Source organism: Pseudoxanthomonas sp. X-1 (genome assembly GCF_020042665.1).
GTDB lineage: Bacteria > Pseudomonadota > Gammaproteobacteria > Xanthomonadales > Xanthomonadaceae > Pseudoxanthomonas_A > Pseudoxanthomonas_A spadix_A.
Window position 1 is genome coordinate 494,568 of record NZ_CP083376.1, and the last position, 21,884, is coordinate 516,451.

Sequence of the window (21,884 nt, forward strand, 5' to 3'; positions counted from 1 at the left end):
CCATGGATCCCAATGCCCGCAGGCTCCGCATCGAACAGCTGGCCCACGAAATCTGGGAAGCCGAGGGTCGCCCCGACGGCCAGTCCGCGCGACACTGGGCCATGGCCGAACGCCTGGCCGATGCCGAGTCGCGCGTGGCCGAACAGAGCGGCTCGACCCTGACACCCCGCTCCGAGGATCCTGACACGCCGTGACCCTTGCGCCCCCACGCACCCGGCCCGCCCGCGCCCAGGACAAGCGTCGCCCGATCCGCCGCTCCCGCATCCGCGAGGGCCGGCCGTTCCCGCTGGGGGCCACCTGGGATGGGCTGGGCGTGAACTTCGCCCTGTACTCGGCCAACGCCACGCGCGTGGAGCTGTGCCTGTTCGACGAACGCGGGCGCGAGGCCGAGCGTATCGTGCTGCCCGAGTACACCGACGAGATCTGGCACGGCTACCTGCCCGACGCGCGGCCCGGCCAGCTGTACGGCTATCGCGTGCACGGCCCCTACGCGCCCGACGCGGGCCACCGCTTCAATCCCTACAAGCTGCTGCTGGACCCGTACGCCAAGCAGATCGTGGGCGAACCGAAGTGGGCGCCGCACCTGTTCGGCTACACCGTGGGTCACAAGGACAAGGACCTGTCCTTCGACCGCCGCGACAGCGCCGGCTACATGCCCAAGTGCGCGGTGATCGATCCGGCCTTCACCTGGGGCAACGACAAGCGCCTGCTCACGCCCTGGCAGCGCACGGTGATCTACGAGGCCCACATCCGCGGCCTGAGCATGACCCACCCGGGCGTGGACGAGAACCTGCGCGGCACCTTCTCGGCGCTGAAGAACGACGAACTGGTCGAGTACATCCAGGGACTTGGCGTGACCGCGGTCGAGCTGTTGCCCATCCACGCCTTCGCCGACGACCAGCACCTGCTCGAGCAGGACCTGTCCAACTACTGGGGCTACAACACGCTGGGCTTCTTCGCCCCGCATTCGCGCTACATGGCCACCGGCACGGTGCACGAGTTCAAGCAGATGGTCGCGCGCCTGCACCACGCCGGGCTGGAGGTGCTGCTGGACGTGGTCTACAACCACACCGCCGAAGGCAACCAGATGGGGCCGACGCTGTCGTTCAAGGGCATCGACAACGCCAGCTATTACCGGCTCGCCGACGACCGCCGCTACTACATCAACGACACCGGCACCGGGAACACCTTCGACCTGACCAACGCCGGCGCGCTGCGCATGGTGATGGACTCGCTGCGCTACTGGGTCGCCGAGATGCACGTGGATGGCTTCCGCTTCGACCTGGCCACGATCCTGGGGCGCGAGCGACACGGCTTCGATCCGTCCAGCGGCTTCCTGGCCGCGTGCCGGCAGGACCCGCTGCTGAGCCAGGTCAAGCTGATCGCCGAGCCCTGGGACGTCGGCCCCGGCGGCTACCAGGTCGGCGGCTTCCCGCCGGGCTGGGTGGAGTGGAACGACAAGTTCCGCGACAACGTGCGCGCGTTCTGGCGCGGCGATGAAGGCAAGCTCTCCGAGCTGGCCACGCGCCTGACCGGCAGCGCCGACCTGTTCAACCGTCGCGGCCGCCGGCCGGGCGCCTCGGTGAACTTCGTCACCGCGCACGACGGCTTCACCCTGCGCGATCTGGTCAGCTACGAGCACAAGCACAACCAGGCCAACGGCGAGGACAACCGCGACGGCACCGACAACAACCTGTCGTGCAACTACGGCGTCGAAGGGCCGACCGACGATGCGCAGATCAACGCCGTGCGCGCGCGCCAGCAGCGCAACCTGCTGGCGACCCTGCTGCTGTCCCAGGGCACGCCGATGCTGCAGGCCGGCGACGAGTTCGGCCGCACCCAGGGCGGCAACAACAACGCCTACTGCCAGGACAACGCGATCAGCTGGCTGGACTGGGCGGCCGCCGCCGCGCCGGACGGCGTGGAGCTGACCCGGTTCGTGCAGCGCCTGACCGCGCTGCGCCGACGCTATCCGCTGCTGCACCGCGCGCGTTTCTTCGACGGCAAGTTCGACGAGGAGCTGGGCATCAAGGACGTCACCTGGATGGCGCCGGACGGCACCGAGATGACCGAGGAGGACTGGCACAACCCGCAGGCGCGCGCGCTGATGATGCGCCTGGACGGCCGCGCGCCGGCCAGCGGCCTGCGCCAGGTGGCCGCCAACGTGACCCTGCTGATGCTGCTCAACGCCGACCCCGAGGAGGTGGTGTTCCACCTGCCCACCGTCGAGGGCGAGCACTGGCGCGTGCAGATCGACACCAGCGGCCGCAGCAACGCGCGCGCGGTCCCGGCCGGCGCGGCCTGGACCGCGATGGGCCGCTCGCTGGCGCTGATGGCGGTCGAGCAGGACAGCGTCGCGTCCGTCGAGCGCGCGGGCTGAGGCCAGGTGGCCGCCGGACCCGGCGTGCGCCATCTGGTGGTGGTGCTGGGCGACCAGCTCGACCCCGACTCGGCCGCGCTGCACGACTTCGACCCGGACCGCGACGCGGTATGGATGGCCGAAGTCGCGCACGAGGCCTCGCACGTGTGGAGCACCCAGCCGCGCATCGCGCTGTTCCTGGCGGCGATGCGCCACTTCCGCGACGCCCTGCGGGCGCGCGGCTGGCGCGTGGAGTACCGCGCGCTGGACACCCACGACTTCGCCACGCTCGAAGACGCCCTGGCGCACGACCTGGCCGCGCTGCGACCGGACAAGGTCATCGCCGTGCGGCCGGGGGAATGGCGCCTGGCGCAGTCGCTGCCGCAGGTGGCGGCCACGGCCGGCGTCGACTGGCGCGAGCGACCGGACCTGCATTTCTTCTGCGATCCGGCCGACTTCGCCGACTGGGCGCGCGGCCGGCGCGAGCTGCGCATGGAGCACTTCTATCGCTGGATCCGCCGCCGCGAGAATGTGCTGATGGATGGCGCCCAGCCGGTGGCCGGGCGCTGGAACTTCGACGCGGACAACCGCGGGTCCTTCGGCAAGGCCGGGCCGCAGCAGCTGCCGGCGCCGGCCGCCTTCCCGCCCGATGCGGTGACAGGCGAGGTGATCGCGCTGGTGCGCGCGCGCTTCGGCGACCGGCCCGGCGACCTGTCGCGCTTCGACTGGCCGCTCACCCCGGCACAGGCGCGACAGGCGCTGGAGGACTTCATCGCGCTGCGCCTGCCGCACTTCGGCCGCTACCAGGATGCGATGTGGACCGACCAGCCGTGGCTGTTCCATGCGCTGCTGTCGGCGGCGATGAATCTCAAGCTGCTCTCCCCGCGCGTGGTGGTCGAGGTGGCGGTACGCGCCTGGCGCGACGGGCAGGCGCCGATCGAGGCGGTGGAAGGCTTCGTGCGCCAGGTGATCGGATGGCGCGAGTTCGTGCGCGGGGTGTACTGGCTGCGCATGCCGGCCTTCGCCCAGGACAACGCCCTGGACGCGCAACAGCCGCTGCCGGCCTTCTACTGGGACGGGCGCACGCACATGGTGTGCATGCGCCAGACCCTGCAGCAGACGCTGCAGCTGGGTTACGCCCACCACATCCAGCGGCTGATGGTGACCGGCGCGTTCGCGCTGATGCTCGGCGTCGCGCCGGCGCAGATCCACGCCTGGTATCTGGCGGTCTATGTCGATGCGGTCGAATGGGTGGAACTGCCCAATACGCTGGGCATGAGCCAGTTCGCCGATGGCGGGCGCATGGTGTCCAAGCCCTATGCCGCGTCGGGGCGCTACATCCAGCGCATGTCCAACTACTGCCAGGGCTGCCGCTACGACCCGGGCGTGGCCAGCGGCGAGGACGCCTGTCCGTTCACCACCTTGTACTGGGACTTCCTGATGCGGCATGCGCGCCGCTTCGCCGACCATCCCCGTGCTGCGCTGCAATGGCGCAGCCTGGAGCGCCTGGACGAGGACCAGCGCGCGGCCATCGCCGCACGCGCCGCGCAGCTGCGGGCGCTGCTGGCGCCCGCGGCCGACGGCTGAAGCGTTTCGTGTGGTTCCAGCCCTGGAGGTTCGCCGCTCCCGGGTAGGCGAGCAGTTCGTGTCGAGCGCGGGCCTGTGCCTCTTCGCGTCTTGTTGACGATGATCACAGGGCAAGCGCGCCTGCCGGGACATCGTGCTTTGGCGAGGTGCTATAAGGCGTTCCTGCGGCTGTTCGCAGGCCAAGGAGCATCGCGGACCATGGATCGGAAACAGCGCGACTCGTTACGCGCCGCGGTGATTGCGGGCTGGCTCCTCGGCGCGTCCTGCCTCGCCCAGGCCGCGGACTGTCCTGCACCCGCCGAGGCCGCGGGTGGGCCCAGCAACGCCCATACCCGCTATGTCGAGATGAACCTGCGGCCGGCGGTCATCAAGCCGGGAGACAAGCCGATCCCCCTCGTTGAACGCATGCGTCAGTTCGACGTGCCGGGGCTCAGCGTGGCCGTGATCCATAACGGCAAGGTGGACTGGGCACGCGGCTGGGGCCTGCGCGACACGGCGGCGTGCCTGCCCGTGACGCCTGATACCGCCTTCCAGGCCGCTTCGATCAGCAAGGCGGTGACCGCCGTGGTGGCCTTGCGACTGGTGGAGCAGGGCAAGATCGGCCTGGATCAGGACATCAACACCGCGCTGCGTTCCTGGCAGCTGCCGAAGGACCCGAAGCTGGCGCCGCATGGCGTGACGCTACGGGAACTGCTGAGCCATACGGCCGGGCTCGGGGTGCATGGATTCGAATCCGACCCTCCTCCCGGTACGACACGGCTGCCCACCCCCGTCCAGATCCTGGACGGCGTGGCGCCCAGCCACAACGCGCCGGTGCGCAGCGTGTTGCCGGCGGGCGCGCAGTTCGAATACTCGGGAGGCGGCTACATGGTGACGCAAGTCGCGCTTGCCGACGCGAGTGGCATCTCCTTCGCCGACCTCGCGCAGCGTGAGGTGCTGGGGCCGCTCGGCATGACCCGCAGCGCCTTCGCCATGCCGCCGTCGAAGGCGATCCTGACCGACATGGCGTTCGGCCATGTCAATGGCAAGCCGATTCCTGGCAACTACGTGGTTTATCCCGAGCTCGCACCCGCGGGCCTGTGGACGAGCGCCAGCGACCTGGCGCGTGTGTTGATCGACCTGCAGGCCTCGCTCGCGGGCAAAACGGGCCGCCGTCTCTCGCCCGGGATGGCGCGCGAGATGGTGAAGCCCGTGAAAGACAACTGGGGGCTTGGCCTTGCCCTGTACACGGACGGGGCCCCCCGTTTTGGCCACGACGGCCTGAATCAGGGATTCGAATCCTTCATGGTCGCTTACGAAGGCAAGGGCGACGGCATCGTGGCGCTGACCAACGGCGGCGACGGGCGTCGCTTGATGGCGGACGTGGTCCGGGCCATCGCAACCGACTACGGCTGGCCCGACACCGCGGTGCCGGCGACCGAGGAGAAGAAGCTGTCGCCCGAAGAACTCTCCAGGGCCGCCGGTCGCTATGTGGGGGGCGGGCTCGACGTCGTGCTTGAGGCGCGCCCGGAGGGCTTGTTCGCCAACGCGGGCGCCCCGGTCGCCGAGCGGCTGGTCGCGCTCTCACCCACGCGCTTGCGGTCTGAATCCATGGGGATCACGGTCGAGTTCGCGCCCGATTTCTCGAGCGGCACCATGATCGAGGGCGCTCCTCCGATGAGGTTGGTGCGCGTTCAAACCCCCTCTTCCCCTGCGAGGACGCACTGAGCGCTCGCTCTGGCGTTGCCCGCAGGTCCTTGGCTTGAATCCCGCCGAGGTCGAAGCTCGGCGTCGCGGGGGCGGCGATACGGGTGCCCGGGATCGGCCTCAGGCCTCGCGCTCCAGGCTGCGCGCCAGCGCGTCGTCGAGGGTGGGGTAGAGGAACTGGAAGCCCTGGCCCTGGGCGCGGGCCGGGATCACGCGCTGGCCGTCGATCAGCATCTGGCCCATCTCGCCGAATGCCGCCTTCAGCGCGAAGCCCGGCGTCGGCAGCACGGTCGGGCGGTGCAGGGCGCGCCCCAGCGCCGCGGCGAAGTCGCGCTGCCGCACCGGTTCGGGCGCGGTGGCGTTGACCGGGCCGTCGAGCGTGTCCTGCTCGATCAGCCACACGATCAGCCGCACCAAGTCCTCGCGGTGGATCCAGCTGAACCATTGCGCGCCGCTGCCGATCGGCCCACCCAGCCCCAGCCGGTACGGGGTCAGCAGTTGCTGCAGGGCGCCGCCGCCGCCGTCCAGGACCACGCCGGTCCGCAGGCAGGCCGTGCGCACGCCGAGCTGCTGGGCCGGCCAGGCCGCGGCCTCCCAGTCGGCGGCCAGGTGCGCGCCGAAATCGTCGCCGGGCGGGTCGGTTTCGGTCAGCGGGGTGTCGTCGCGTGGCCCGTAGTAGCCGATGGCCGAGCCGGAGACCAGCACCGCCGGGCGTACGGTCAGGCCCTGCATCCAGGCCAGCAGCGCCTCGGTGGTGCGCAGGCGCGATTCCCGCAGCAGCTGCTTGTAGCGCTCGGTCCAGCGCTGTCCGGCCAGCGGCGCGCCGGCCAGGTTGACCACCGCGTCGGCGCCGCCGGCGCCTTCGATGTCGGCCAGCAGGCGCACGCCCTGCGGCAGCACCTCGGCCGCCGCCTGCAGGTCGCGCGAGACCACGCTGACCTGCCAGCCACGGGCCAGCAGCGCCGGGCACAGGGCCTGGCCGATGAAACCGCTGCCGCCGGTGATCAGCACCTGCATGGGGACTCCCGATGTCCAGACATCCCGGCAGCCTAGGCGGCGATCTGTGACGGAGACGTGCGACGGAGCGCGCCGGGCCAAACGCCGACTGAGCGGAGCGCCCGGCCGCATGAAACCGATTTCGCGCGCCGGGGTTATCCTTCGAGGGTTTCCACCAGCATCTCCGGCCTCCCATGCCCAATCGCCTGTTCTCCCTCGCCCCTCTGACCGCGGTCCTGCTGCTGGCCGGCTGCGGCCATATGCCGTTCGAGAAGAAGGGCGAGATGCTGGCCAAGGAGACCTTCGATTCGGACGGCACCTATTCGCGGACCTTCGACCGTTCGCCCGAGCAGGTGTGCGAGGCCTCGCGCCGCGCGCTGCTGAGCCAGGGCTACGTGGTCAGCCGCTCTGACGCGTCCACGGTGGAAGCCAACAAGAACTTCCAGCCCGAGCCGGAAGTGCACGAACAGGTCGCCATCCGCGTGTCCTGCGTGGCCCAGGCCTCCGGCGAGTCGTGGGTGTTCGCCAGCGCGACCCAGGACCGCTACAACCTGCGCAAGTCCAACACCTCGGCCAGCGTGGGCACCGCGCTGGGGTCGCTGTCGCTGCCTTTCGGCAGCACCGACGATTCGCTGGTGCGCGTGGCCAGCCTGACCGTGCAGCAGCCCACCTTCTACCGCTCGTTCTTCGCCCTGGTCGAGCGTTACCTGCCGCCTCCGCCGCCGAAGAAGCCCAAGGCCGACCCGACGCCCAAGCCGGCCGACGGGACCCCGCCGCCGGCGCCGCAGCCGCTGCAGCCGCAGCCGGTGGGCGAGTCGATCCCGGTGCCGGCCAACGAGGCCAAGCCGGCCGACGGAACGCTGGTGCCGCAGTCGTCGACCACCGCGCCCGCGCAACCCTCGCAGGCGCCCGACACGCTCTGAGCGCGTCAGCCGCGTGGGTCAACCGGCCAGGCCGCCTTCGGGCGGCCTCTGTCGTTTCATGGCGGGTTCTGCCGCGTCCGAATGGGTGAAGGTGCAGGGTTGCCACGACAGCGTGCGCTGGGCGTCCCGTTTCCCCGACATCGCTGCAACGCACCGTGAGCCATGCAGGCGATCTTCATCCGCGCCGGCCTAGGCTCGTGCCTCGCATCGAGATTCCCCGGGAGGGACGACACGATGGACACCCGCTACTTCATGACCCAGGACAGCACCGGCGAGCGTCGCCGCGTGCGCATCCTGCCTTCGCCATCCGGCGGCAGCGACGCCGGCCATCCGCACGACCGCTACGCCCTGGACGACGGCTCGCCGGTCCGCCGCGTGGACAACGAAACCTTCCAGGTCATCGGCAGCGGCGCCTACGTGACGCTGGTGCGCGACTGACATCTGGCCTCGGCGCTTCGGCGCTACTGAGGCTCCTCCGCTGTCGCGAAGCGAGGGGAGGGTGGGAGGGAGCGCTTCTGCTTTCGACTTCACCGCGAAGGGCGAGCCCTCTCCAGCCCTCCCCCTTGGCCTGCGGCCAACGGGAGGGGTAAAGCGTCAAGCGCCGTGCGAACGGCGACCCGACCCTCCTCTGGCCTGTAGGGAGGCAGATCGAGGCCGCACACGCCACGCCGCGCCACCTTTCACCCGCCACTGCAACGATGCGGTGCGCCTCCTGCCATCGTCCGCATACCCGCCGCTCACGGCGGCGACCTATCCTTGTCGCCTTCGCGCGCAAGCGCCTGGCATCGAAACGAGGACACGCTGATGGAACTGGGTATGGTCGGACTGGGCAGGATGGGGGCCAACATGGCGCAGCGGCTGGCGCAGGGCGGCCACACGGTCAGCGGCTTCGATCCTTCGCCCGAGGCGCGCCAGCGCGTCGCCGCCCAGGGCATCGCTCCGGCCGAGTCGCTGCAGGCGCTGGTCGCCGGGCTGTCCGCGCCGCGCGTGGTCTGGCTGATGGTGCCGGCCGGCAAGATCGTCGATGACACGCTGGATGCGCTGCTGCCGCTGCTGTCCAAGGGCGACATCGTCATCGACGGCGGCAACTCGTTCTATCAGGACACCTTGCGCCGCGCCCAGCGCCTGCAGGAGGCCGGGCTGCACTACGTCGACTGCGGCACCAGCGGCGGCGTATGGGGCCTGACCGAGGGCTACAGCATGATGGTCGGCGGCGCCGACGACGCGCTGGCCCGGCTCAAGCCGATCTTCGAGACGCTGGCGCCGTCGCCGACCACCGGCTGGGGCCATGTCGGCCCGACCGGCGCCGGCCACTTCACCAAGATGGTCCACAACGGCGTCGAGTACGGAATGATGCAGGCCTATGCCGAGGGCTTCGCCATCCTCGAGCGCAAGGCCGATTTCAAGCTCGACCTGCACCAGGTCGCGCAGATCTGGCAGACCGGCTCGGTGGTGCGCTCCTGGCTGCTGGACTTGACCGCCGATGCGTTGAAGCAGAATCCGACCATGGCCGGCATCGCGCCGTACGTGGAGGACTCCGGCGAGGGCCGCTGGACCGCCAAGGAGGCGCTGGACCTGGACGTGTCCGCGCCGGTGATCACCCTGTCGCTGCTCGAGCGCCTGCGCTCGCGCGAGAAGGACTCCTTCGCCGACAAGCTGCTGGCGGCGATGCGCAACGGCTTCGGCGGCCATCGCATCACCAGGGAGTAAGCGCGGTTCAAGCCCGGCGTTCCCGCGTGAGGCGGGAACCCCTGGCGTATGCGAGAGGAGCCCCAAGGCGATGGGTTTCCGCGTTCGCGGGAACGATGGCTGGGGGGCTGATGGTGCGGCCAACACGCACCGCTGACGCGCGCTGGCCATACTCGCGCGCCATGCGCACGCTCGCCCTGCTCCTGCTGTGCCTGATCGTCTCGCCACCGGCGCTGGCGCGCACGGTCTATCGCTGCGTGCGCGAGGGCACGCTGAGCCTGTCCACCGCGCCCGAGCCCGGCTCCAGGTGCGAGGCGGTGCAGCTGGACGACAACGCCGTGCAGACCCCCGACCTGTGGGGGCGCATGGGCGTCTTCAGCGGCACCCTGTACGAACGCGAGCAGGACGGAGTCAAGGTCTACGGCACGCGCAAGCTGCCCGGTGCGGTGCCGTACCTGCGCTTCACCGTGGCCACGCCGCCGGGCGAGCCGGCGCATGCCGGCCTGGGCCAGGTCGGTACGCCCAGGCTGGATGCCTGGCCCAAGCTGTTCGCCGCCGCGGCCAAGCGCAACCAGGTCGAGGACGCGCTGCTGCGGGCCATCGCCCATGCCGAAAGCGGATTCGATGCCGCCGCGGTATCGCCCAAGGGCGCGCAGGGCGTGATGCAGCTGCTGCCGGGCACCCAGCGCGACTACGGCGTGGCCGATCCGTTCTCGCCCGAGCAGTCCATCGCCGCCGGCGCGCGCCACCTGCGCTGGCTGCTGCGCCGCTACGACGGCGACCGCACGCGCGCGCTGGCGGCCTACAACGCCGGCGTCGGCGCGGTGGAGCGCTATGACGGTGTGCCGCCCTATGCCGAGACGCGCGCCTACGTCGACAAGGTCGAAGCGCTGCTGGCGCGCTACCGGCAGGCGCTGGGCACCGCGCCGCTGCGTCCGGCGGACGCGGTGCCGGTGCCGGCGGCGGGGCTCACGCCTTCGGGGTGAGCTTGAGCAGGTGCCCGGCGCCGGCGTCCTCGCCGTCCTCCAGCAGGTACAGCGCCCCATCCGGTCCCTGCTCGATCTCGCGGATGCGCTGGCCCATGTCGTAACGGGCGGCCTCGCGGGCCTGGGTGCCGTCGAACTCCACCCGCACCAGCGTGTGCGAGGAGAGCCCGCCGATGAAACCGTCGCCCTTCCAGTCCGGGAACACGCTGCCCGAATAGATCACGAAGCCCGCCGGCGAGATCACCGGCGTCCAGGTGATCCTGGGCGCGGCGAACTCCGGGCGGGTGGCGTGGTCGGGGATCTCGCGCCCGTCGTAGTGGTCGCCGTTGGAGACGATGGGATAGCCGTAATTGGCGCCGCGCTCGATCAGGTTGAGTTCGTCGCCGCCCTTGGGGCCCATTTCGTGTTCCCACAGACGGCCCTGCGCGTCGAAGGCCAGGCCCAGGATGTTGCGATGGCCGAGCGACCAGACCTGCGCGGCCACGCCGCCCTGGGCGGCGAAGGGGTTGTCCGGCGGCACGCTGCCGTCGTCGTTGAGGCGGATGATCTTGCCCAGGTTGCTGGCCATGTCCTGGGCCGGGTCGAACTTCTGCCGCTCGCTCGATCCGATCCACAGCTTGCCGTCGCGGTCGAACGCCAGCCGGTGGCCGTAATGCCCCTGGCCGCTGACCTTGGGCACCTGGCGCCAGATCACCTGGACATCCTGCAGCGAACCGCCCCCGGCCGCGTCCAGCACCAGCTTGCCGCGCGCGACCGCGGCGCCGCGGGTATCGCCTTCGCCGGCCTCGGCGTAGCTCAGGTACACCCAGTGGTTCTGCGCGAACTTCGGATGCGGCAGCACGTCGCCGAAGCCGCCCTGGCCGCCGTAGGCGACCTTGGGCACGCCGGAAATCTGGGTCGCCTTGCCGGTCCTGAGGTCGAACAGCTGCAGCTGGCCGCGCTTCTCGGTCACCAGCAGGCGGCCGTCCGGCAGGAAGGCCATCGCCCAGGGCTCGTCGAAGCGGTGGACCGGCGTGGCGGTGAAGGGCAGGGGAGCGGAGGCCGGTTCCGGCGGCGCCGCGCCGCTGCAGGCGGCCACCGCCAGCAGGGTGGGCAGCAGGGCCAGGCGCAGGCGATGGGTGAGCGGCATGGCGCGGGGTCTCGGCGATGCGCGAAGGCGCGGGAACGCGGTTGTAACCGCTGGCCGGCGCGCAGTTGTTCAGGCCGCGTCAGGCTGACCGGTTCGTCACCGGGCTGCCGCGCGCCCGCCTCAGCTCGACGACATGACACTTGGCACCTTGCGCCGCACCGCGCGTGGTTCCACGCTGCGTCGGTCCTCGCCAGGAATTCCGCCATGCCAGTCCATGCCGCATCGCCGCTGACGCCGTACCTGCCCATGGTGGCGATCGCGTTCCTGTACTACCGGCGCATCCGCCGCAGCTTCGGGCGGCAGCCGTGGCGGCCGGTGCGCGCCGGGATCCGCCTGGGGCTGCTGGCGCTGGTGGCGGTGCTGCTGATCGTGCTCGGGTTCCTGATCCCGCACGTGGCCCCGGGTTTCGCGCTGGGCGCACTGGCCGGCGCCGGGCTGGGTCTGCTGGCGCTGCGGCATACGCGGACGGAGTGGCGCGACGGGCAGGGCTGGTACACGCCCAATCCGTGGATCGGCGCCCTGCTGATGGTGCTGCTGCTGGGACGGCTGGCCTTCCGCTGGAGCACCGGCGCGTTCGCGGGCGGCGCCGCGACCGCGGGCTCGCAGGCCAGTCCCCTGACCTTGGGCATGGCCGCGGCACTGGTGGTGTATTCGCTGGTGCATGTGGGCGGGCTGTGGCTGCGCATGCGCGCGCTGCGTGGCGATGCGGTACCGCCGGTCGCGCCGCCGCCGCCGCCGACCGTGTCCTGAGTCGCGCCGATGCTCGACTTCCAACTGATCCACTGCCCCTACTGCGGCGAACCGCTGGAGATCGCGGTGGACGCGTCCGCCGGCGATGCCGACTACATCGAGGACTGCCAGGTGTGCTGCCGCCCGATCGCCATCGCCCTGCGCCTGGACGAGGACGGCGCCGCGCAGATCGCCGCGCGCGCGAAGAACGACGCCTGAGGCGAGGCCCGGCGCTGCTACAGTGCCGCCACTCCCGCATCGCGCCGCCACCCCAATGAACCTGCCGCTGCATTTCGGCCTGCTCGGCGCCCTGGAAGCCGGGGCCATCGCCTTCCTCATCGGCCTGCTGGTGTACGCGGCCTGGCATGCCATCGCGGCGCGGACCGGCCTGCATCCTTCCCACGCCATCGGCTGGAGCTGTGTCATCGCCGTGGCGATCGGCGCGGGCATCGACGCCTGGCACCTGTTCTCGCTGGGCGTGGTCAAGCTGGAGTCGCCGGTATATGCGCGCACGGCCCTGCAGCGCATCCACGATCCGGACGCGCTGGGGACGCGCGTGGCGCTGGAGGCGATCGGCGCGGTGGTCGGCGTGGTGCTCTCGCGCCTGGGGTTCAGCGCGCGTTCCTCGGCGCGGGACCCCGCCTGAGCCGCATCGCGGGTCGCCTGGGCGCCAAGTCCGTCACGCGATCAACGCCTGCCTGACATCCTGCCTACATGCGGCTAACGACCGGCCTAACGCGTCGCGCCGCGCAGGAGGTTAACCCGATGTCGGTAACGCTTCGCACCACCGGCGGAGTTCATGCCGCGCCGCGCAGGGTGGCGTCCATGCGCCGATGAAAGGGCGCATGCCCCGTTGCAGAAGAGGTAGATCGCGCATGAAGCGTCTTCGATTCCACACACCCTGGCTGGCCATGCTGGCCTGCGGCGTCCTGGCCGCGCCGGCATGGGCGCAGTCGCAGCCATCATCGCCGCAGCAGTCGGCCCTGCCGCCGGCCGCGGACGTCGCGGCCCCGGCCAGCGCGCCGCGACAGCAGCGCTGGGACGATCTGGACGGCAACCACGACGGCAGCATCAGCAAGGCCGAGGCGTCCGCCAACCCCGGGCTCTCGCAGGTCTTCGACCAGGTCGACACCAATGCCGATGGCGCGGTCTCGCTGGACGAATACAAGGCGTTCGTGGCCAAGCACTATGGGGCCGGTGCCGGCGAGGCCTCGCCAGGCAGATAGTTCGGCCATTCCCTTGACCCTGGCGGTGAGGGAAATCCATACGCCGTCGCGCTTTCCGCTTGACCGCGGCGTGAAGACGGCGTTTCATGCGCGAGAGGCGCCGCCTTCACGGGTGCCTGGTCGCACCTCACCTGTCTTGCCCACCCCCTCGCGCCCGTGCGCCACCCGCGCACGGCGTCCCGCATCCAAGGAGTTTTCTGATGAAGATCCGCAACACGCTGCTGGCTTCGGCCGCCCTGACCGCCGCTTTCGCCCTGACCGCCTGCGGCCCGAAGGCGGACGAGACCGCCCCGGCCGACAGCACCCCGGCCGCCACGACTCCGGTGGAGTCCACCACCGCCCCGGCCGAGACCTCCACCCCGACCGAGACGACCACCCCGGCCGAGACCTCGGCTCCGGCGGAGACCACCATGCCGGCCGAGACCACCGCCCCGGCCGAAACCACCACGCCGCCGGAAAGCAAGCCGGCCGCCTGATCGCAGGCGCCCGCCCGGCCGGCGTATCGCCGTCCGGGCGACGGTAGACAGAACGGGCGACCCTCGCGGGTCGCCCGTTTCGTTTGGGCCTCGCTATCCTGTGCAGCCCATGCATGCAGGAGTGGCCATGCCACGGATCGACTGGGTCGGCTTCGACGGCGATGACACGCTGTGGAAGAGCGAGGACTACTACCGCGCGGCCGAGGCGGCGTTCGAACAGATCATCGGCCACTACATCGACCTGGCCGACCGCCGCACCCAGCAGCACCTGCTGGCGGTCGAACGGCGCAACCTGCGCGTGTTCGGCTACGGCGTCAAAGGCATGACCCTGTCGATGATCGAGGCGGCCATCGAGCTGACCGGCCAGCGCATCAGCACGCGGCATATCCAGGACATCCTTGCCATCGGCCGGGCCACGCTGGACCATCCGGTGGACCTGCTCGACGGCATCCGTCCGGCGGTGGAGGCCATCGCCGCGCGCCACCGTATCGTGCTGATCACCAAGGGCGACCTGTTCCACCAGGAAGCCAAGATCGTGCAGTCCGGGCTGTCGGACCTGTTCCACCGCATCGAGGTGGTCTCGGAGAAGGACACGCCGACCTACCAGCGCGTGCTCGACGAACTGGACGTGGCGCCCGAGCGGTTCGCCATGATCGGCAATTCGCTGCGCTCGGACATCGCGCCGGTGGTGGGCCTGGGCGGCTGGGGCATCCACATGCCCTACCACGTCACCTGGGCGCACGAGGCCGAGCACGACCTGGCCGAGAACACCCCGCGCCTGCTGCAGGTGCAGGACGCGCGCGAACTGCCCGGCGCGCTGGCCCGGATCGAGTCGGGCCTGGAAGCGCCATGAGGCGGCGCGCGCTGGTCTGCGCCGCGGCGCTGCTGGCCATGCCCGCCATGGCCCAGCAGACCCCGGCGCAGCCGCAGGCCGCGTCAGCCCCCTCGCCGATCTACACGCCGGACACCGGCGATGCCTGGATCGATGCGCGCCTGCGCGACCTGGGCGCCTATGCGCCGCGCTATCCCGATGCCTTCGTCGACGAGATCGCGCGCTACCTGGACGTGCCGCGCGCGTATGTCGTCGCGCTGGGACAGCAGCCGAACTGGGCGCCGGGCGACGTCTACTACGCCTGCGCCCTGGCCAAGGCGCTGGCCCAGCCGTGCCGCGCGGTGGTCCGCGCCCGCGCCCAGGACGCCAGCGACGGCTGGCAGGGCGTCGCCCAGCGCCTGGCCGGCAAGGGCAAGCCGCTTCCCCACCGCGCCGTGCGCACCCTGCTGCGCACCAGCTACGCCCACTGGGCGCGGCCGCTGGACTGAGCGGGCACGAGGGCGGCCTTCGCCCGCGTGCGCGGAGGGCTCCCTCCCGCATCCCGGCGCGGCCGCGCGAGGAGGGAGGGGTGCACACGATCAATCGGATGGGCACCTGGCTCACGCCCAGGCCGGGCCGTGAGGCGAGACGACCGCTTGATGCTCTCCCTCGCGTCATCGACGGGCGCCTGTGTCGCACGCTCTCGAAGCCTGGATCGCGGACGTGACGCTTCCCACCCGGCGACCTGTGCGCTGCGGACCGCGTGCCGTCCGCGAAGCGGGCCAGCGCCCGGCGCTTGGTGCGTGTGCCGCTGGCTGTGTTCAGACCAGCGCGCATCCGATCGCGCGTGCAAACCCCCGCCGGGATGCAACGTTGCTTCCGGTCGTATACCCGCGGCGCAACGAACTTCGCCGGGGCGATCATTGAACGGGTGAGGGGAGCCGATAGGCTGGATTCGTCGTCCACACGCGGGTTCCGCGCCGCCTGTGTCGGCCTTTTCCCGCGATGTGAGGTTGCCTGTGCCCCTGGATTCCCTGACCCGGCAGCCGGCCGATGGCCTGCTGGCGCTGATGTCCCTGTACGCAGCCGATCCGCGGCGCACCAAGCTGGATCTGGGCGTGGGCGTGTATCGCACCGAGGCGGGGGCCACGCCGGTGATGGTGGCGGTCAAGCAGGCCGAGCAGCGGTTGGTGGACATCCAGGGCAGCAAGTCCTACCTGGGGCCGGAAGGCGATATCGGATTCGTGCATGCGCTGCAGCCAGTGGTGTTCGGCGATGCGCTGACCGCCGAGCTCGGCGCGCGCCTGACCGGCCTGCAGACCGTGGGCGGCACCGGCGCCTTGCGTCTGGCAGCCGACCTGATCGCCAGCGCATCGCCGGGCCATCGCCTGTGGTTGGGCACGCCCAGCTGGCCCAATCACGCGCCGGTGTTTGCTGGCGGCGGCCTGCAGGTCCGGACCTATCGCCAGTTCGACGCGGCGACCCAGCGCTTCGACCTGGACGCCACGCTGGAAGCGCTGGGCCAGGCCCACGCGGGCGATGTGGTGCTGCTGCACGGCTGCTGCCACAACCCGACGGGCGCCGATCCCAGCGCGGGGCAGTGGGACCAGATCATCGAGGTCCTGATCCAGCGCGGGCTGGTGCCGCTGATCGATATGGCCTACCAGGGCCTGGGCCAGGACCTGGATCGCGATGCCTGGGCGCTGCGCCGGATCGTCTCGCGGGTGCCGCAGGCGCTGGTGGCGTACTCGTGCGACAAGAACTTCGGGCTGTATCGCGAGCGCGTGGGTGCGCTCTATGTCGTGGCTGCGCACGCAGCCGGTGCCGAAGCCGCGTTGAGCCACCTGGCTGCGCATGCGCGCGCCAGTTACTCGATGCCCGCAGACCACGGTGCGGCCGTGGTGCGGACCATCCTGGCCGATGCGGTGCTGCGTGCGCAGTGGAGCGATGAGCTGCGTGGCATGGCCGCGCGCGTTGCCTCGATCCGCCAGCAGCTGTCGGCGCTGGGCCGGATCGGCCTGGTCGACCTGACGCCGCTGGGCCAGCAGCGCGGCCTGTTCGCACTGCTGCCGTTGGCGCCGGCGGTGATCGAGCGCCTGCGCGTGGAGCACGGCGTGTACATGGCCGGCAACGGACGCATCAATATCGCCGGGCTGGCGCAGTCGGCCGTGGGGCAGTTCGGCGAAGCTCTGCGTGCGGCGCAGACGGCGGTCGCCGCATGAGCCCCTCGGCGCCACGCATCGGCGTTGTCGGCGCGGGCGCGATCGGCGCGGTGGTCGCGGGCCTGCTGGCCACGGCCGGTGCCCAGGTCAGCGTGGTGGAGCTGGGTGCGCGGCGTGAGGCGATCGCGCGCGACGGGCTGCGGTTCCGGATCGGCGATGCGCCCGCGCGGTCGCTGGCGCTGCCGGTCGGCGATGCGACGGACTTCGGCGTGCAGGACATCGTGTTGCTTGCGGTGAAGTCGCACGTGCTGCCGGCCGCGCTGGCCGGCGCGATGCCGATGATCGGGCCGCAGACACAGGTGGTGCCGCTGGTGAACGGGGTGCCGTGGTGGTACTTCGCGGGCACGCGGGCGCCGTTCGCGCGCGCCCATGTGGAGACCGTCGATCCCGGTGCCAAGGCCCAGCGACTGCTGCAACCCGGGCAGCTGATCGGCAGCGTGGTCTACATCACCGCCGCGCTCACCGCGCAGGGCCTGGCGCACGCCACCGGTCCGCAGCGGCTGGTGATCGGCGACGTGCTCGGCGGTGCGAGCGCCCGCACCCAGGCGGTGGCCGACCTGCTCGAGCGTGCCGGCATCGCCACCAAGCTGAGCAGCGACATCCGCCGCGACGTGTGGACCAAGGTCGCGCTGAACCTGGCGACCAATCCCTTGTCGGTGGTGGCCGAGGCGCACCTGGCCGACCAGTTCAATCGCGACGATCTCCGCAATGCGGTCGATGCGGTGCTGCATGAAACCGTCGCCCTGGCCGCCTTGTACGGCGTGCAGCCGTCGATGGACCTGGAACAGATGATCGCCACAGGCAAGCGCGTCGGCCCGTTCGAGACCTCGATGCTGCAGGACTACCGCGCCGGGCGCCCGCTGGAGCTGGGCGCGATCGGGCAGGCCGTGCTGGAGCTGGCCGACCAGGCCGGCCATCCCATGCCGGTCGCCCGCAGCATGGTCGGCCTGGCCACCTACAAGGCGCAGCGCGCCGCCGCCAACGTCGCCAAGGAGGCCCCATGAACGCCGCCGCCAACGCGCTGCCCGCCGCCCTGCCGGAGGCCGTCGAACGCCAACTGCGCCAGCAGTTGTGCGACTTCTACCATCTGGTCGACTGGATGGGCTGGGGCGAGCTGATCTTCAACCACATCTCGGTGCGCCTCCCCGGCCCCGAGCATCACTATCTGGTCAACCCGTTCGGCCTGAACTACTTCGAGATCACGCCTGAAAACCTGATCAAGGTCGGCGTGGACGGCAAGCTGGTCGAGGCGTCGGACTACCCTGCGAATCCGGCCGGCTTCGCGCTGCATGGCGCGATCCACGGCGCGCGCAGCGACGTGCACTGCGTCGCGCACACCCACACCCTGCCGGTGTCGGGCGTGGCGATGAAACAGGCCGGCTTCAGTCACGACAATTTCTACGGTGCGCAGCTCACCGGTCGCATCGGCTACCACGACTTCGAGGGCATCACGCTCTTCGACGACGAGCGTGGCCGCATGCTCGACAGCCTGGGCGACAAGCATGTGCTGTGCCTGCGCAACCATGGCATCGCCGTGTGCGAGCGCGACATCCCCAACACCTTCATGCTGCTGTGGATCGTGCAGCGGGCCGCCGAGGTGCAGTGCCACGCCGGCATGATCCCCGGTGCGGACATCGCGCTGGACATCGACGTGCGGCAGCGCTGCGTCGCATCGGCGCGGCGCATGGTCGACGGATCCAATGCCGCGCAGCTGGTGTTCGACGCCACCGTGCGCCGCATGCGCCATGCCCAGGGTCGCTGAGATGGCGGCTTCGCGCGCGCGTCCGATCTTCATCGAATCGCTGGCGCTGGGCGATGGCGCGCTGCGCGTGGCCGTCAAGGACACCATCGACATCGCGGGGCTGCGCACGCGCGCCGGCTCTGCGGTGTTCGACCAGGATCCGCCCGCCGCGCGCCATGCGCGGGTGGTCGAACGCGTGCTGTCGGGCGACTGCACGATCGTGGGGAAAACCCATCTGCATGAACTGGCCTTCGGCGTCACCGGCATCAACGCCCGCATGGGGACGCCGCCCAATCCGAAGTTCCCCGATCGCGTGCCAGGCGGTTCGTCCAGCGGCTCGGCCGCGGCAGTCGCGGCCGGGCTGGTCGACTTCGCGCTGGGCACCGACACCGGTGGCTCGGTGCGGATCCCCGCGGCCTGTTGCGGCGTGTTCGGGATCAAGCCTACCTATGGCCGCGTCAGCCGTGTCGGCGTGGCCCCGCCGCTGTCATCGCTGGACTGCGTCGGCGTGTTCGCCGGCGACGCGCCGATGCTGGCAAGGGCCATGGCGATCATCGACCCGGGTTTCGTCCCCGATCGCGGCCCGTGCGCGGCCAGCATCGGCTGGCTGCAGGTGGACGCCGATCCGCAGATCCAGCGGGCCATCGCCATCGCCATCGAGCATTCGGGTTTCGCACACGCGCCGATCGCGCTGCCGTTGCTGGCGCAGGCCTTCGATGCCGGGCTGGTCATCATCAACCAGGAAAACTGGCAGGCCTTCGGCACGCTGGTCGGCCATCCGCAGCTGGGCGAAGACGTGCGCGCCCGACTCCGGGCCGCCGGCGACACCACACCCACGGCGGTCGCCGGCGCCGAAGACGTGCGCGCGCGCTTTTCCGCCGCTGTCGATGCGGCGCTGGCCCAGGTCGATGCGCTGGTGCTGCCGACCATGCCGGACTTTCCGCTGACGCTGGAGCAGGGCGCCGATGCGCGGGCGGCGATCGGCATCACAAGCCTGGTGCGGCCGTTCAACCTGAGCGGCCATCCGGCCATCACCGTGCCGCTGTCCACCCCGCAGGGCCTGCCCGCGGGCCTGCAGCTGGTGGGTCGCAAGGGCGACGACGCGCGCCTGTGCCGGATCGCCGAATGCCTGGCGCAGCGCGCCCCGAACGTCATCGTCACCTGAGGTCGCCCATGCACGCCGACATGCTTGAAAGCGCCGTGTTGCCCCCCGTGCAGGCCGAGATCGCGTCCGACGCGGCCTTCGACGCCCTGTTGCTGGACATCCGCGCGCGCCGCGACGAGTTCGCCACGCAGACCTACCTGTCGCAGGACATCGTGGAGAAGCTGCGCCAGGTCGGCGTGTATCGCGCCCTGGTGCCGCGCAGCCTGGGCGGCGATGAGGTCAGCCCGGCCGATTTCTGCCGCATGGTCGAGCGCATCGCCCAGGCCGACGGCTCGGCCGGCTGGGTCGCCAGCTTCGGGGTGTCGGTGATGTATCTGGCCGCCCTGCCGCAGGCCACGCTGGAGGCGATCTACGCCGATGGTCCGGACGTGGTGTTCGCCGGCGCGGTGTTTCCGCCGCAGGCCGCGCAGGCCAAGGACGATGGCATCCATGTCGCGGGCCGCTGGAAGTTCGGCAGCGGTTGCACCGGCGCCTCGCTGGTGGGCGTGGGCATCAGGCTGGACACCGATCCGGCGCCGGGGCTGCCGCGCATGGCGGTGCTGCCGCGCGAGGCGGTGCGGATCGAACACAACTGGGATGTCATCGGCATGCAGGGCACCGGCAGCCACGATGTGGCCGTCGATGCGGCGATCGTGGCGCCGGAATGGACCTTCATCCGCGGCGGCGCGCCGACGCTGGAGTCGCCGCTGTACCGCTATCCCGCGATCGCGTTCGCCGCGCAGGTGCTGGCCGTGGTCGGCCTGGGCGTGGCACGCGCCGCGCTGGACGAGATCACCGCGGCGGCGGACGGCCGGGTGTCGATCACTGGCGCGCCCAACCTGGCCGATCGCGCCTACGTGCAGATCGAACTGGCCAAGGCCGAGGCGCAGCTGCGCTCGGCGCGCGCCTTCTTCTACGAATCCACCGACAGCGTCTGGCGGGCCGTGCTGGCCGGCGAGGCCATCAGCCCCCAGCAGAGCAACCTGCTGCGCCTGGCGTCGACCAATGCCGCGCGCGCCGGCGCCGACGTGGCGCGTGCGGCGTTCACCCTTTCCGGCACGCCGGGCATCTTCCGCGCCCAGCCGCTGCAGCGTTACCTGCACGACGCGCTGGTCGTGGTCCAGCACGCGTTCCTGGCCGAAGGCCACTGGCAGAGCGCGGGACGCGTGCTGCTGGGCCAGTCCACGCCGCCAGGCTATCCCTGATTCCCATCTTGAAAGTGAGTACGCCCATGTCCGATGCCACGCCTTATCCGATCCGCGCGCTGCTGTGCATCGCGGTCACCCAGAACTTCTTCGACCTGCGGGGCAGCGAGATCGGCACGGTGTGGAAGGCCGTGGGCGAGATGCTCAAGGGCGTCAACACGATGCCGGGCCTGCGCCTGCTGGGCACGATGGACGATGACGAAACCATGGTCGGCACCTCGCCCAGCGGCTGGCCGTGGACCTGCTACCTGCTGGTCGAAGCGGCCGACCGCCAGGCCGTGGTCAATGCATGCAACCTGTTCCGCACCATCCAGATCGGCGAGTACCGCCTGTGGAAGTACCTGCGCGTGGAAGCCCGCCTGGGCCGCGAGCTGGCCGTGCCTGCATGAGCGCCGCGCGCGTCACCCGCAGCCGTCTGCGCGAGCCCACGGTCCAGGAACTGGCGACCAAGCTGGCGACGCTGGAACGGCGCGTGGCCCAGCACGAGGCCGAAAGCGCATGCCGTTGGGTCATGGCCGAGTACATGCGCCTGTGCGACCAGCTGGACGCGTCCACGCCGATGGACGAGCTGGGCGCGCTGTTCACCGCCGACGCCCTGTGGGAAGGGCGTGGCGGCAAGTACAGCGCCGCGTTCGGCCGGCACGAAGGCCGCCAGGCGATCGTCGACTTCCTCGATGGCTATCGCGGGCCGACGCCGCACTTCGCGCTCAACGTCCACTACCTCACCTCCGAGACCATCCATGCCGACAGCGCGCAGCTGGCGCACGGCAGCTGGGTGATGCTGCAGGCGTCCACCCTGACCAGCGGGGAATCGACCCTGCGCAGCGCGCGCATCGAAGCCGAGTTCCGGTTCGACCTGGGCCGCTGGCGCATTGCCCACTTCACCACCACCAATCTGTTCAGCCAGGCCTGCGCGCATCCCTGGGACGACGCCGCCGTCGTGCCCGAACCGCGCCCGCGCTGAGCTTCCAGACC

General features: G+C 70.9%; 24 protein-coding genes. 22 read left to right on the forward strand and 2 right to left on the reverse strand.

The window, feature by feature from the left end:
* Positions 1-2: 2 nt before the first annotated feature.
* From LAJ50_RS02150 to LAJ50_RS02165, 4 genes are all read left to right on the forward strand, one after another.
* Complete coding sequence (locus tag LAJ50_RS02150; protein WP_130550384.1) at positions 3-194, forward strand: DUF2934 domain-containing protein; 192 nt, start codon at positions 3-5, stop codon at positions 192-194.
* Positions 195-247: 53 nt separating this feature from the next.
* Positions 248-2,380, forward strand: coding sequence for a glycogen debranching protein GlgX (glgX, locus tag LAJ50_RS02155; protein WP_130550972.1), 2,133 nt, complete (start codon positions 248-250; stop codon positions 2,378-2,380).
* A 6-nt stretch (positions 2,381-2,386) separates the two neighbouring features.
* Positions 2,387-3,946, forward strand: coding sequence for a cryptochrome/photolyase family protein (locus tag LAJ50_RS02160; protein WP_205957634.1), 1,560 nt, complete (start codon positions 2,387-2,389; stop codon positions 3,944-3,946).
* Positions 3,947-4,144: 198 nt separating this feature from the next.
* Entirely contained in the window at positions 4,145-5,653 is a 1,509-nt protein-coding gene (locus LAJ50_RS02165; RefSeq protein WP_171044554.1) for a serine hydrolase domain-containing protein, read from the forward strand.
* A gap of 99 nt (positions 5,654-5,752) precedes the next feature.
* Here the strand turns inward: LAJ50_RS02165 and LAJ50_RS02170 are convergent, their stop codons facing one another.
* Positions 5,753-6,649 (reverse strand): TIGR01777 family oxidoreductase, encoded by an 897-nt coding sequence (locus tag LAJ50_RS02170; protein ID WP_130550386.1) that lies wholly within the window; start codon positions 6,647-6,649, stop codon positions 5,753-5,755.
* Between the two features lie 173 nt (positions 6,650-6,822).
* Here LAJ50_RS02170 and LAJ50_RS02175 point away from each other — a divergent pair, with 173 nt between their 5' ends.
* From LAJ50_RS02175 to LAJ50_RS02190, 4 genes are all read left to right on the forward strand, one after another.
* A complete protein-coding gene (locus LAJ50_RS02175; RefSeq protein ID WP_224096439.1) occupies positions 6,823-7,551 on the forward strand; it encodes a DUF2242 domain-containing protein in 729 nt (242 codons plus the stop codon).
* A gap of 234 nt (positions 7,552-7,785) precedes the next feature.
* Complete coding sequence (locus LAJ50_RS02180; protein ID WP_130550387.1) at positions 7,786-7,989, forward strand: hypothetical protein; 204 nt, start codon at positions 7,786-7,788, stop codon at positions 7,987-7,989.
* A gap of 366 nt (positions 7,990-8,355) precedes the next feature.
* Complete coding sequence (gene gnd, locus LAJ50_RS02185) at positions 8,356-9,261, forward strand: phosphogluconate dehydrogenase (NAD(+)-dependent, decarboxylating) (protein ID WP_138652006.1); 906 nt, start codon at positions 8,356-8,358, stop codon at positions 9,259-9,261.
* Positions 9,262-9,422: 161 nt separating this feature from the next.
* Positions 9,423-10,226 carry a lytic transglycosylase domain-containing protein gene (locus LAJ50_RS02190; RefSeq protein WP_130550389.1) on the forward strand — a complete coding sequence of 268 codons (804 nt, stop codon included), beginning with the start codon at positions 9,423-9,425 and terminating at the stop codon, positions 10,224-10,226.
* On the opposite strand, the gene LAJ50_RS02195 is transcribed toward LAJ50_RS02190, so the two are convergent.
* On the reverse strand, positions 10,210-11,355 hold the full coding sequence (locus tag LAJ50_RS02195) for a PQQ-dependent sugar dehydrogenase (RefSeq protein WP_138652008.1): 1,146 nt from the start codon (positions 11,353-11,355) through the stop codon (positions 10,210-10,212). The genes LAJ50_RS02190 and LAJ50_RS02195 overlap by 17 nt on opposite strands.
* Before the next feature lie 204 nt (positions 11,356-11,559).
* On the opposite strand from LAJ50_RS02195, the gene LAJ50_RS02200 reads away from it, so the two are divergent.
* The 14 genes from LAJ50_RS02200 (at position 11,560) to LAJ50_RS02265 (ending at position 21,873) form a co-directional block, all read left to right on the forward strand.
* Positions 11,560-12,105 (forward strand): hypothetical protein, encoded by a 546-nt coding sequence (locus tag LAJ50_RS02200; RefSeq protein WP_130550391.1) that lies wholly within the window; start codon positions 11,560-11,562, stop codon positions 12,103-12,105.
* Between the two features lie 9 nt (positions 12,106-12,114).
* Positions 12,115-12,303 (forward strand): CPXCG motif-containing cysteine-rich protein, encoded by a 189-nt coding sequence (locus LAJ50_RS02205; protein ID WP_138652010.1) that lies wholly within the window; start codon positions 12,115-12,117, stop codon positions 12,301-12,303.
* Between the two features lie 55 nt (positions 12,304-12,358).
* The gene (locus tag LAJ50_RS02210) at positions 12,359-12,730 is read left to right on the forward strand and encodes a hypothetical protein (protein WP_138652012.1); all 372 of its coding nucleotides are present in this window, start codon (positions 12,359-12,361) and stop codon (positions 12,728-12,730) included.
* A 229-nt stretch (positions 12,731-12,959) separates the two neighbouring features.
* Positions 12,960-13,310 (forward strand): EF-hand domain-containing protein, encoded by a 351-nt coding sequence (locus LAJ50_RS02215; RefSeq protein WP_224096440.1) that lies wholly within the window; start codon positions 12,960-12,962, stop codon positions 13,308-13,310.
* Positions 13,311-13,510: 200 nt separating this feature from the next.
* Positions 13,511-13,786 carry a hypothetical protein gene (locus tag LAJ50_RS02220; protein ID WP_130550394.1) on the forward strand — a complete coding sequence of 92 codons (276 nt, stop codon included), beginning with the start codon at positions 13,511-13,513 and terminating at the stop codon, positions 13,784-13,786.
* 127 nt (positions 13,787-13,913) lie between these two features.
* A complete protein-coding gene (locus tag LAJ50_RS02225; RefSeq protein WP_130550395.1) occupies positions 13,914-14,639 on the forward strand; it encodes an HAD family hydrolase in 726 nt (241 codons plus the stop codon).
* A complete protein-coding gene (locus LAJ50_RS02230; RefSeq protein WP_130550396.1) occupies positions 14,636-15,106 on the forward strand; it encodes a hypothetical protein in 471 nt (156 codons plus the stop codon). Before LAJ50_RS02225 ends, LAJ50_RS02230 begins: the two co-directional genes overlap by 4 nt.
* Before the next feature lie 510 nt (positions 15,107-15,616).
* Entirely contained in the window at positions 15,617-16,819 is a 1,203-nt protein-coding gene (locus LAJ50_RS02235; protein WP_138652014.1) for an amino acid aminotransferase, read from the forward strand.
* Entirely contained in the window at positions 16,816-17,823 is a 1,008-nt protein-coding gene (locus LAJ50_RS02240) for a 2-dehydropantoate 2-reductase (protein WP_138652016.1), read from the forward strand. Before LAJ50_RS02235 ends, LAJ50_RS02240 begins: the two co-directional genes overlap by 4 nt.
* Entirely contained in the window at positions 17,820-18,581 is a 762-nt protein-coding gene (locus tag LAJ50_RS02245; RefSeq protein WP_138652018.1) for a class II aldolase/adducin family protein, read from the forward strand. The genes LAJ50_RS02240 and LAJ50_RS02245 overlap by 4 nt, the downstream gene beginning before the upstream one ends.
* A gap of 1 nt (position 18,582) precedes the next feature.
* Positions 18,583-19,725, forward strand: coding sequence for an amidase family protein (locus tag LAJ50_RS02250; RefSeq protein WP_138652020.1), 1,143 nt, complete (start codon positions 18,583-18,585; stop codon positions 19,723-19,725).
* A gap of 20 nt (positions 19,726-19,745) precedes the next feature.
* On the forward strand, positions 19,746-20,909 hold the full coding sequence (locus tag LAJ50_RS02255; protein ID WP_138652022.1) for an acyl-CoA dehydrogenase family protein: 1,164 nt from the start codon (positions 19,746-19,748) through the stop codon (positions 20,907-20,909).
* Between the two features lie 26 nt (positions 20,910-20,935).
* On the forward strand, positions 20,936-21,298 hold the full coding sequence (locus LAJ50_RS02260) for a hypothetical protein (RefSeq protein ID WP_138652024.1): 363 nt from the start codon (positions 20,936-20,938) through the stop codon (positions 21,296-21,298).
* Positions 21,295-21,873 (forward strand): nuclear transport factor 2 family protein, encoded by a 579-nt coding sequence (locus LAJ50_RS02265; RefSeq protein ID WP_138652026.1) that lies wholly within the window; start codon positions 21,295-21,297, stop codon positions 21,871-21,873. The genes LAJ50_RS02260 and LAJ50_RS02265 overlap by 4 nt, the downstream gene beginning before the upstream one ends.
* The last annotated feature ends 11 nt before the right edge of the window (positions 21,874-21,884 follow it).

Excerpts from the sequence above, each read along its gene's own strand:
- LAJ50_RS02255 (WP_138652022.1), top strand. The coding sequence starts at position 19,746 with ATGCTTGAAAGCGCCGTGTTGCCCCCCGTGCAGGCCGAGATCGCGTCC.
- gnd (WP_138652006.1), top strand. The coding sequence starts at position 8,356 with ATGGAACTGGGTATGGTCGGACTGGGCAGGATGGGGGCCAACATGGCG.
- LAJ50_RS02230 (WP_130550396.1), top strand. The coding sequence starts at position 14,636 with ATGAGGCGGCGCGCGCTGGTCTGCGCCGCGGCGCTGCTGGCCATGCCC.
- LAJ50_RS02265 (WP_138652026.1), top strand. The coding sequence starts at position 21,295 with ATGAGCGCCGCGCGCGTCACCCGCAGCCGTCTGCGCGAGCCCACGGTC.
- LAJ50_RS02240 (WP_138652016.1), top strand. The coding sequence starts at position 16,816 with ATGAGCCCCTCGGCGCCACGCATCGGCGTTGTCGGCGCGGGCGCGATC.
- LAJ50_RS02180 (WP_130550387.1), top strand. The coding sequence starts at position 7,786 with ATGGACACCCGCTACTTCATGACCCAGGACAGCACCGGCGAGCGTCGC.
- LAJ50_RS02245 (WP_138652018.1), top strand. The coding sequence starts at position 17,820 with ATGAACGCCGCCGCCAACGCGCTGCCCGCCGCCCTGCCGGAGGCCGTC.
- LAJ50_RS02205 (WP_138652010.1), top strand. The coding sequence starts at position 12,115 with ATGCTCGACTTCCAACTGATCCACTGCCCCTACTGCGGCGAACCGCTG.
- LAJ50_RS02200 (WP_130550391.1), top strand. The coding sequence starts at position 11,560 with ATGCCAGTCCATGCCGCATCGCCGCTGACGCCGTACCTGCCCATGGTG.
- LAJ50_RS02210 (WP_138652012.1), top strand. The coding sequence starts at position 12,359 with ATGAACCTGCCGCTGCATTTCGGCCTGCTCGGCGCCCTGGAAGCCGGG.
- LAJ50_RS02250 (WP_138652020.1), top strand. The coding sequence starts at position 18,583 with ATGGCGGCTTCGCGCGCGCGTCCGATCTTCATCGAATCGCTGGCGCTG.
- LAJ50_RS02165 (WP_171044554.1), top strand. The coding sequence starts at position 4,145 with ATGGATCGGAAACAGCGCGACTCGTTACGCGCCGCGGTGATTGCGGGC.
- LAJ50_RS02190 (WP_130550389.1), top strand. The coding sequence starts at position 9,423 with ATGCGCACGCTCGCCCTGCTCCTGCTGTGCCTGATCGTCTCGCCACCG.
- LAJ50_RS02175 (WP_224096439.1), top strand. The coding sequence starts at position 6,823 with ATGCCCAATCGCCTGTTCTCCCTCGCCCCTCTGACCGCGGTCCTGCTG.
- LAJ50_RS02220 (WP_130550394.1), top strand. The coding sequence starts at position 13,511 with ATGAAGATCCGCAACACGCTGCTGGCTTCGGCCGCCCTGACCGCCGCT.
- LAJ50_RS02215 (WP_224096440.1), top strand. The coding sequence starts at position 12,960 with ATGAAGCGTCTTCGATTCCACACACCCTGGCTGGCCATGCTGGCCTGC.
- LAJ50_RS02170 (WP_130550386.1), bottom strand. The coding sequence starts at position 6,649 with ATGCAGGTGCTGATCACCGGCGGCAGCGGTTTCATCGGCCAGGCCCTG.
- LAJ50_RS02195 (WP_138652008.1), bottom strand. The coding sequence starts at position 11,355 with ATGCCGCTCACCCATCGCCTGCGCCTGGCCCTGCTGCCCACCCTGCTG.
- LAJ50_RS02260 (WP_138652024.1), top strand. The coding sequence starts at position 20,936 with ATGTCCGATGCCACGCCTTATCCGATCCGCGCGCTGCTGTGCATCGCG.
- LAJ50_RS02150 (WP_130550384.1), top strand. The coding sequence starts at position 3 with ATGGATCCCAATGCCCGCAGGCTCCGCATCGAACAGCTGGCCCACGAA.
- LAJ50_RS02225 (WP_130550395.1), top strand. The coding sequence starts at position 13,914 with ATGCCACGGATCGACTGGGTCGGCTTCGACGGCGATGACACGCTGTGG.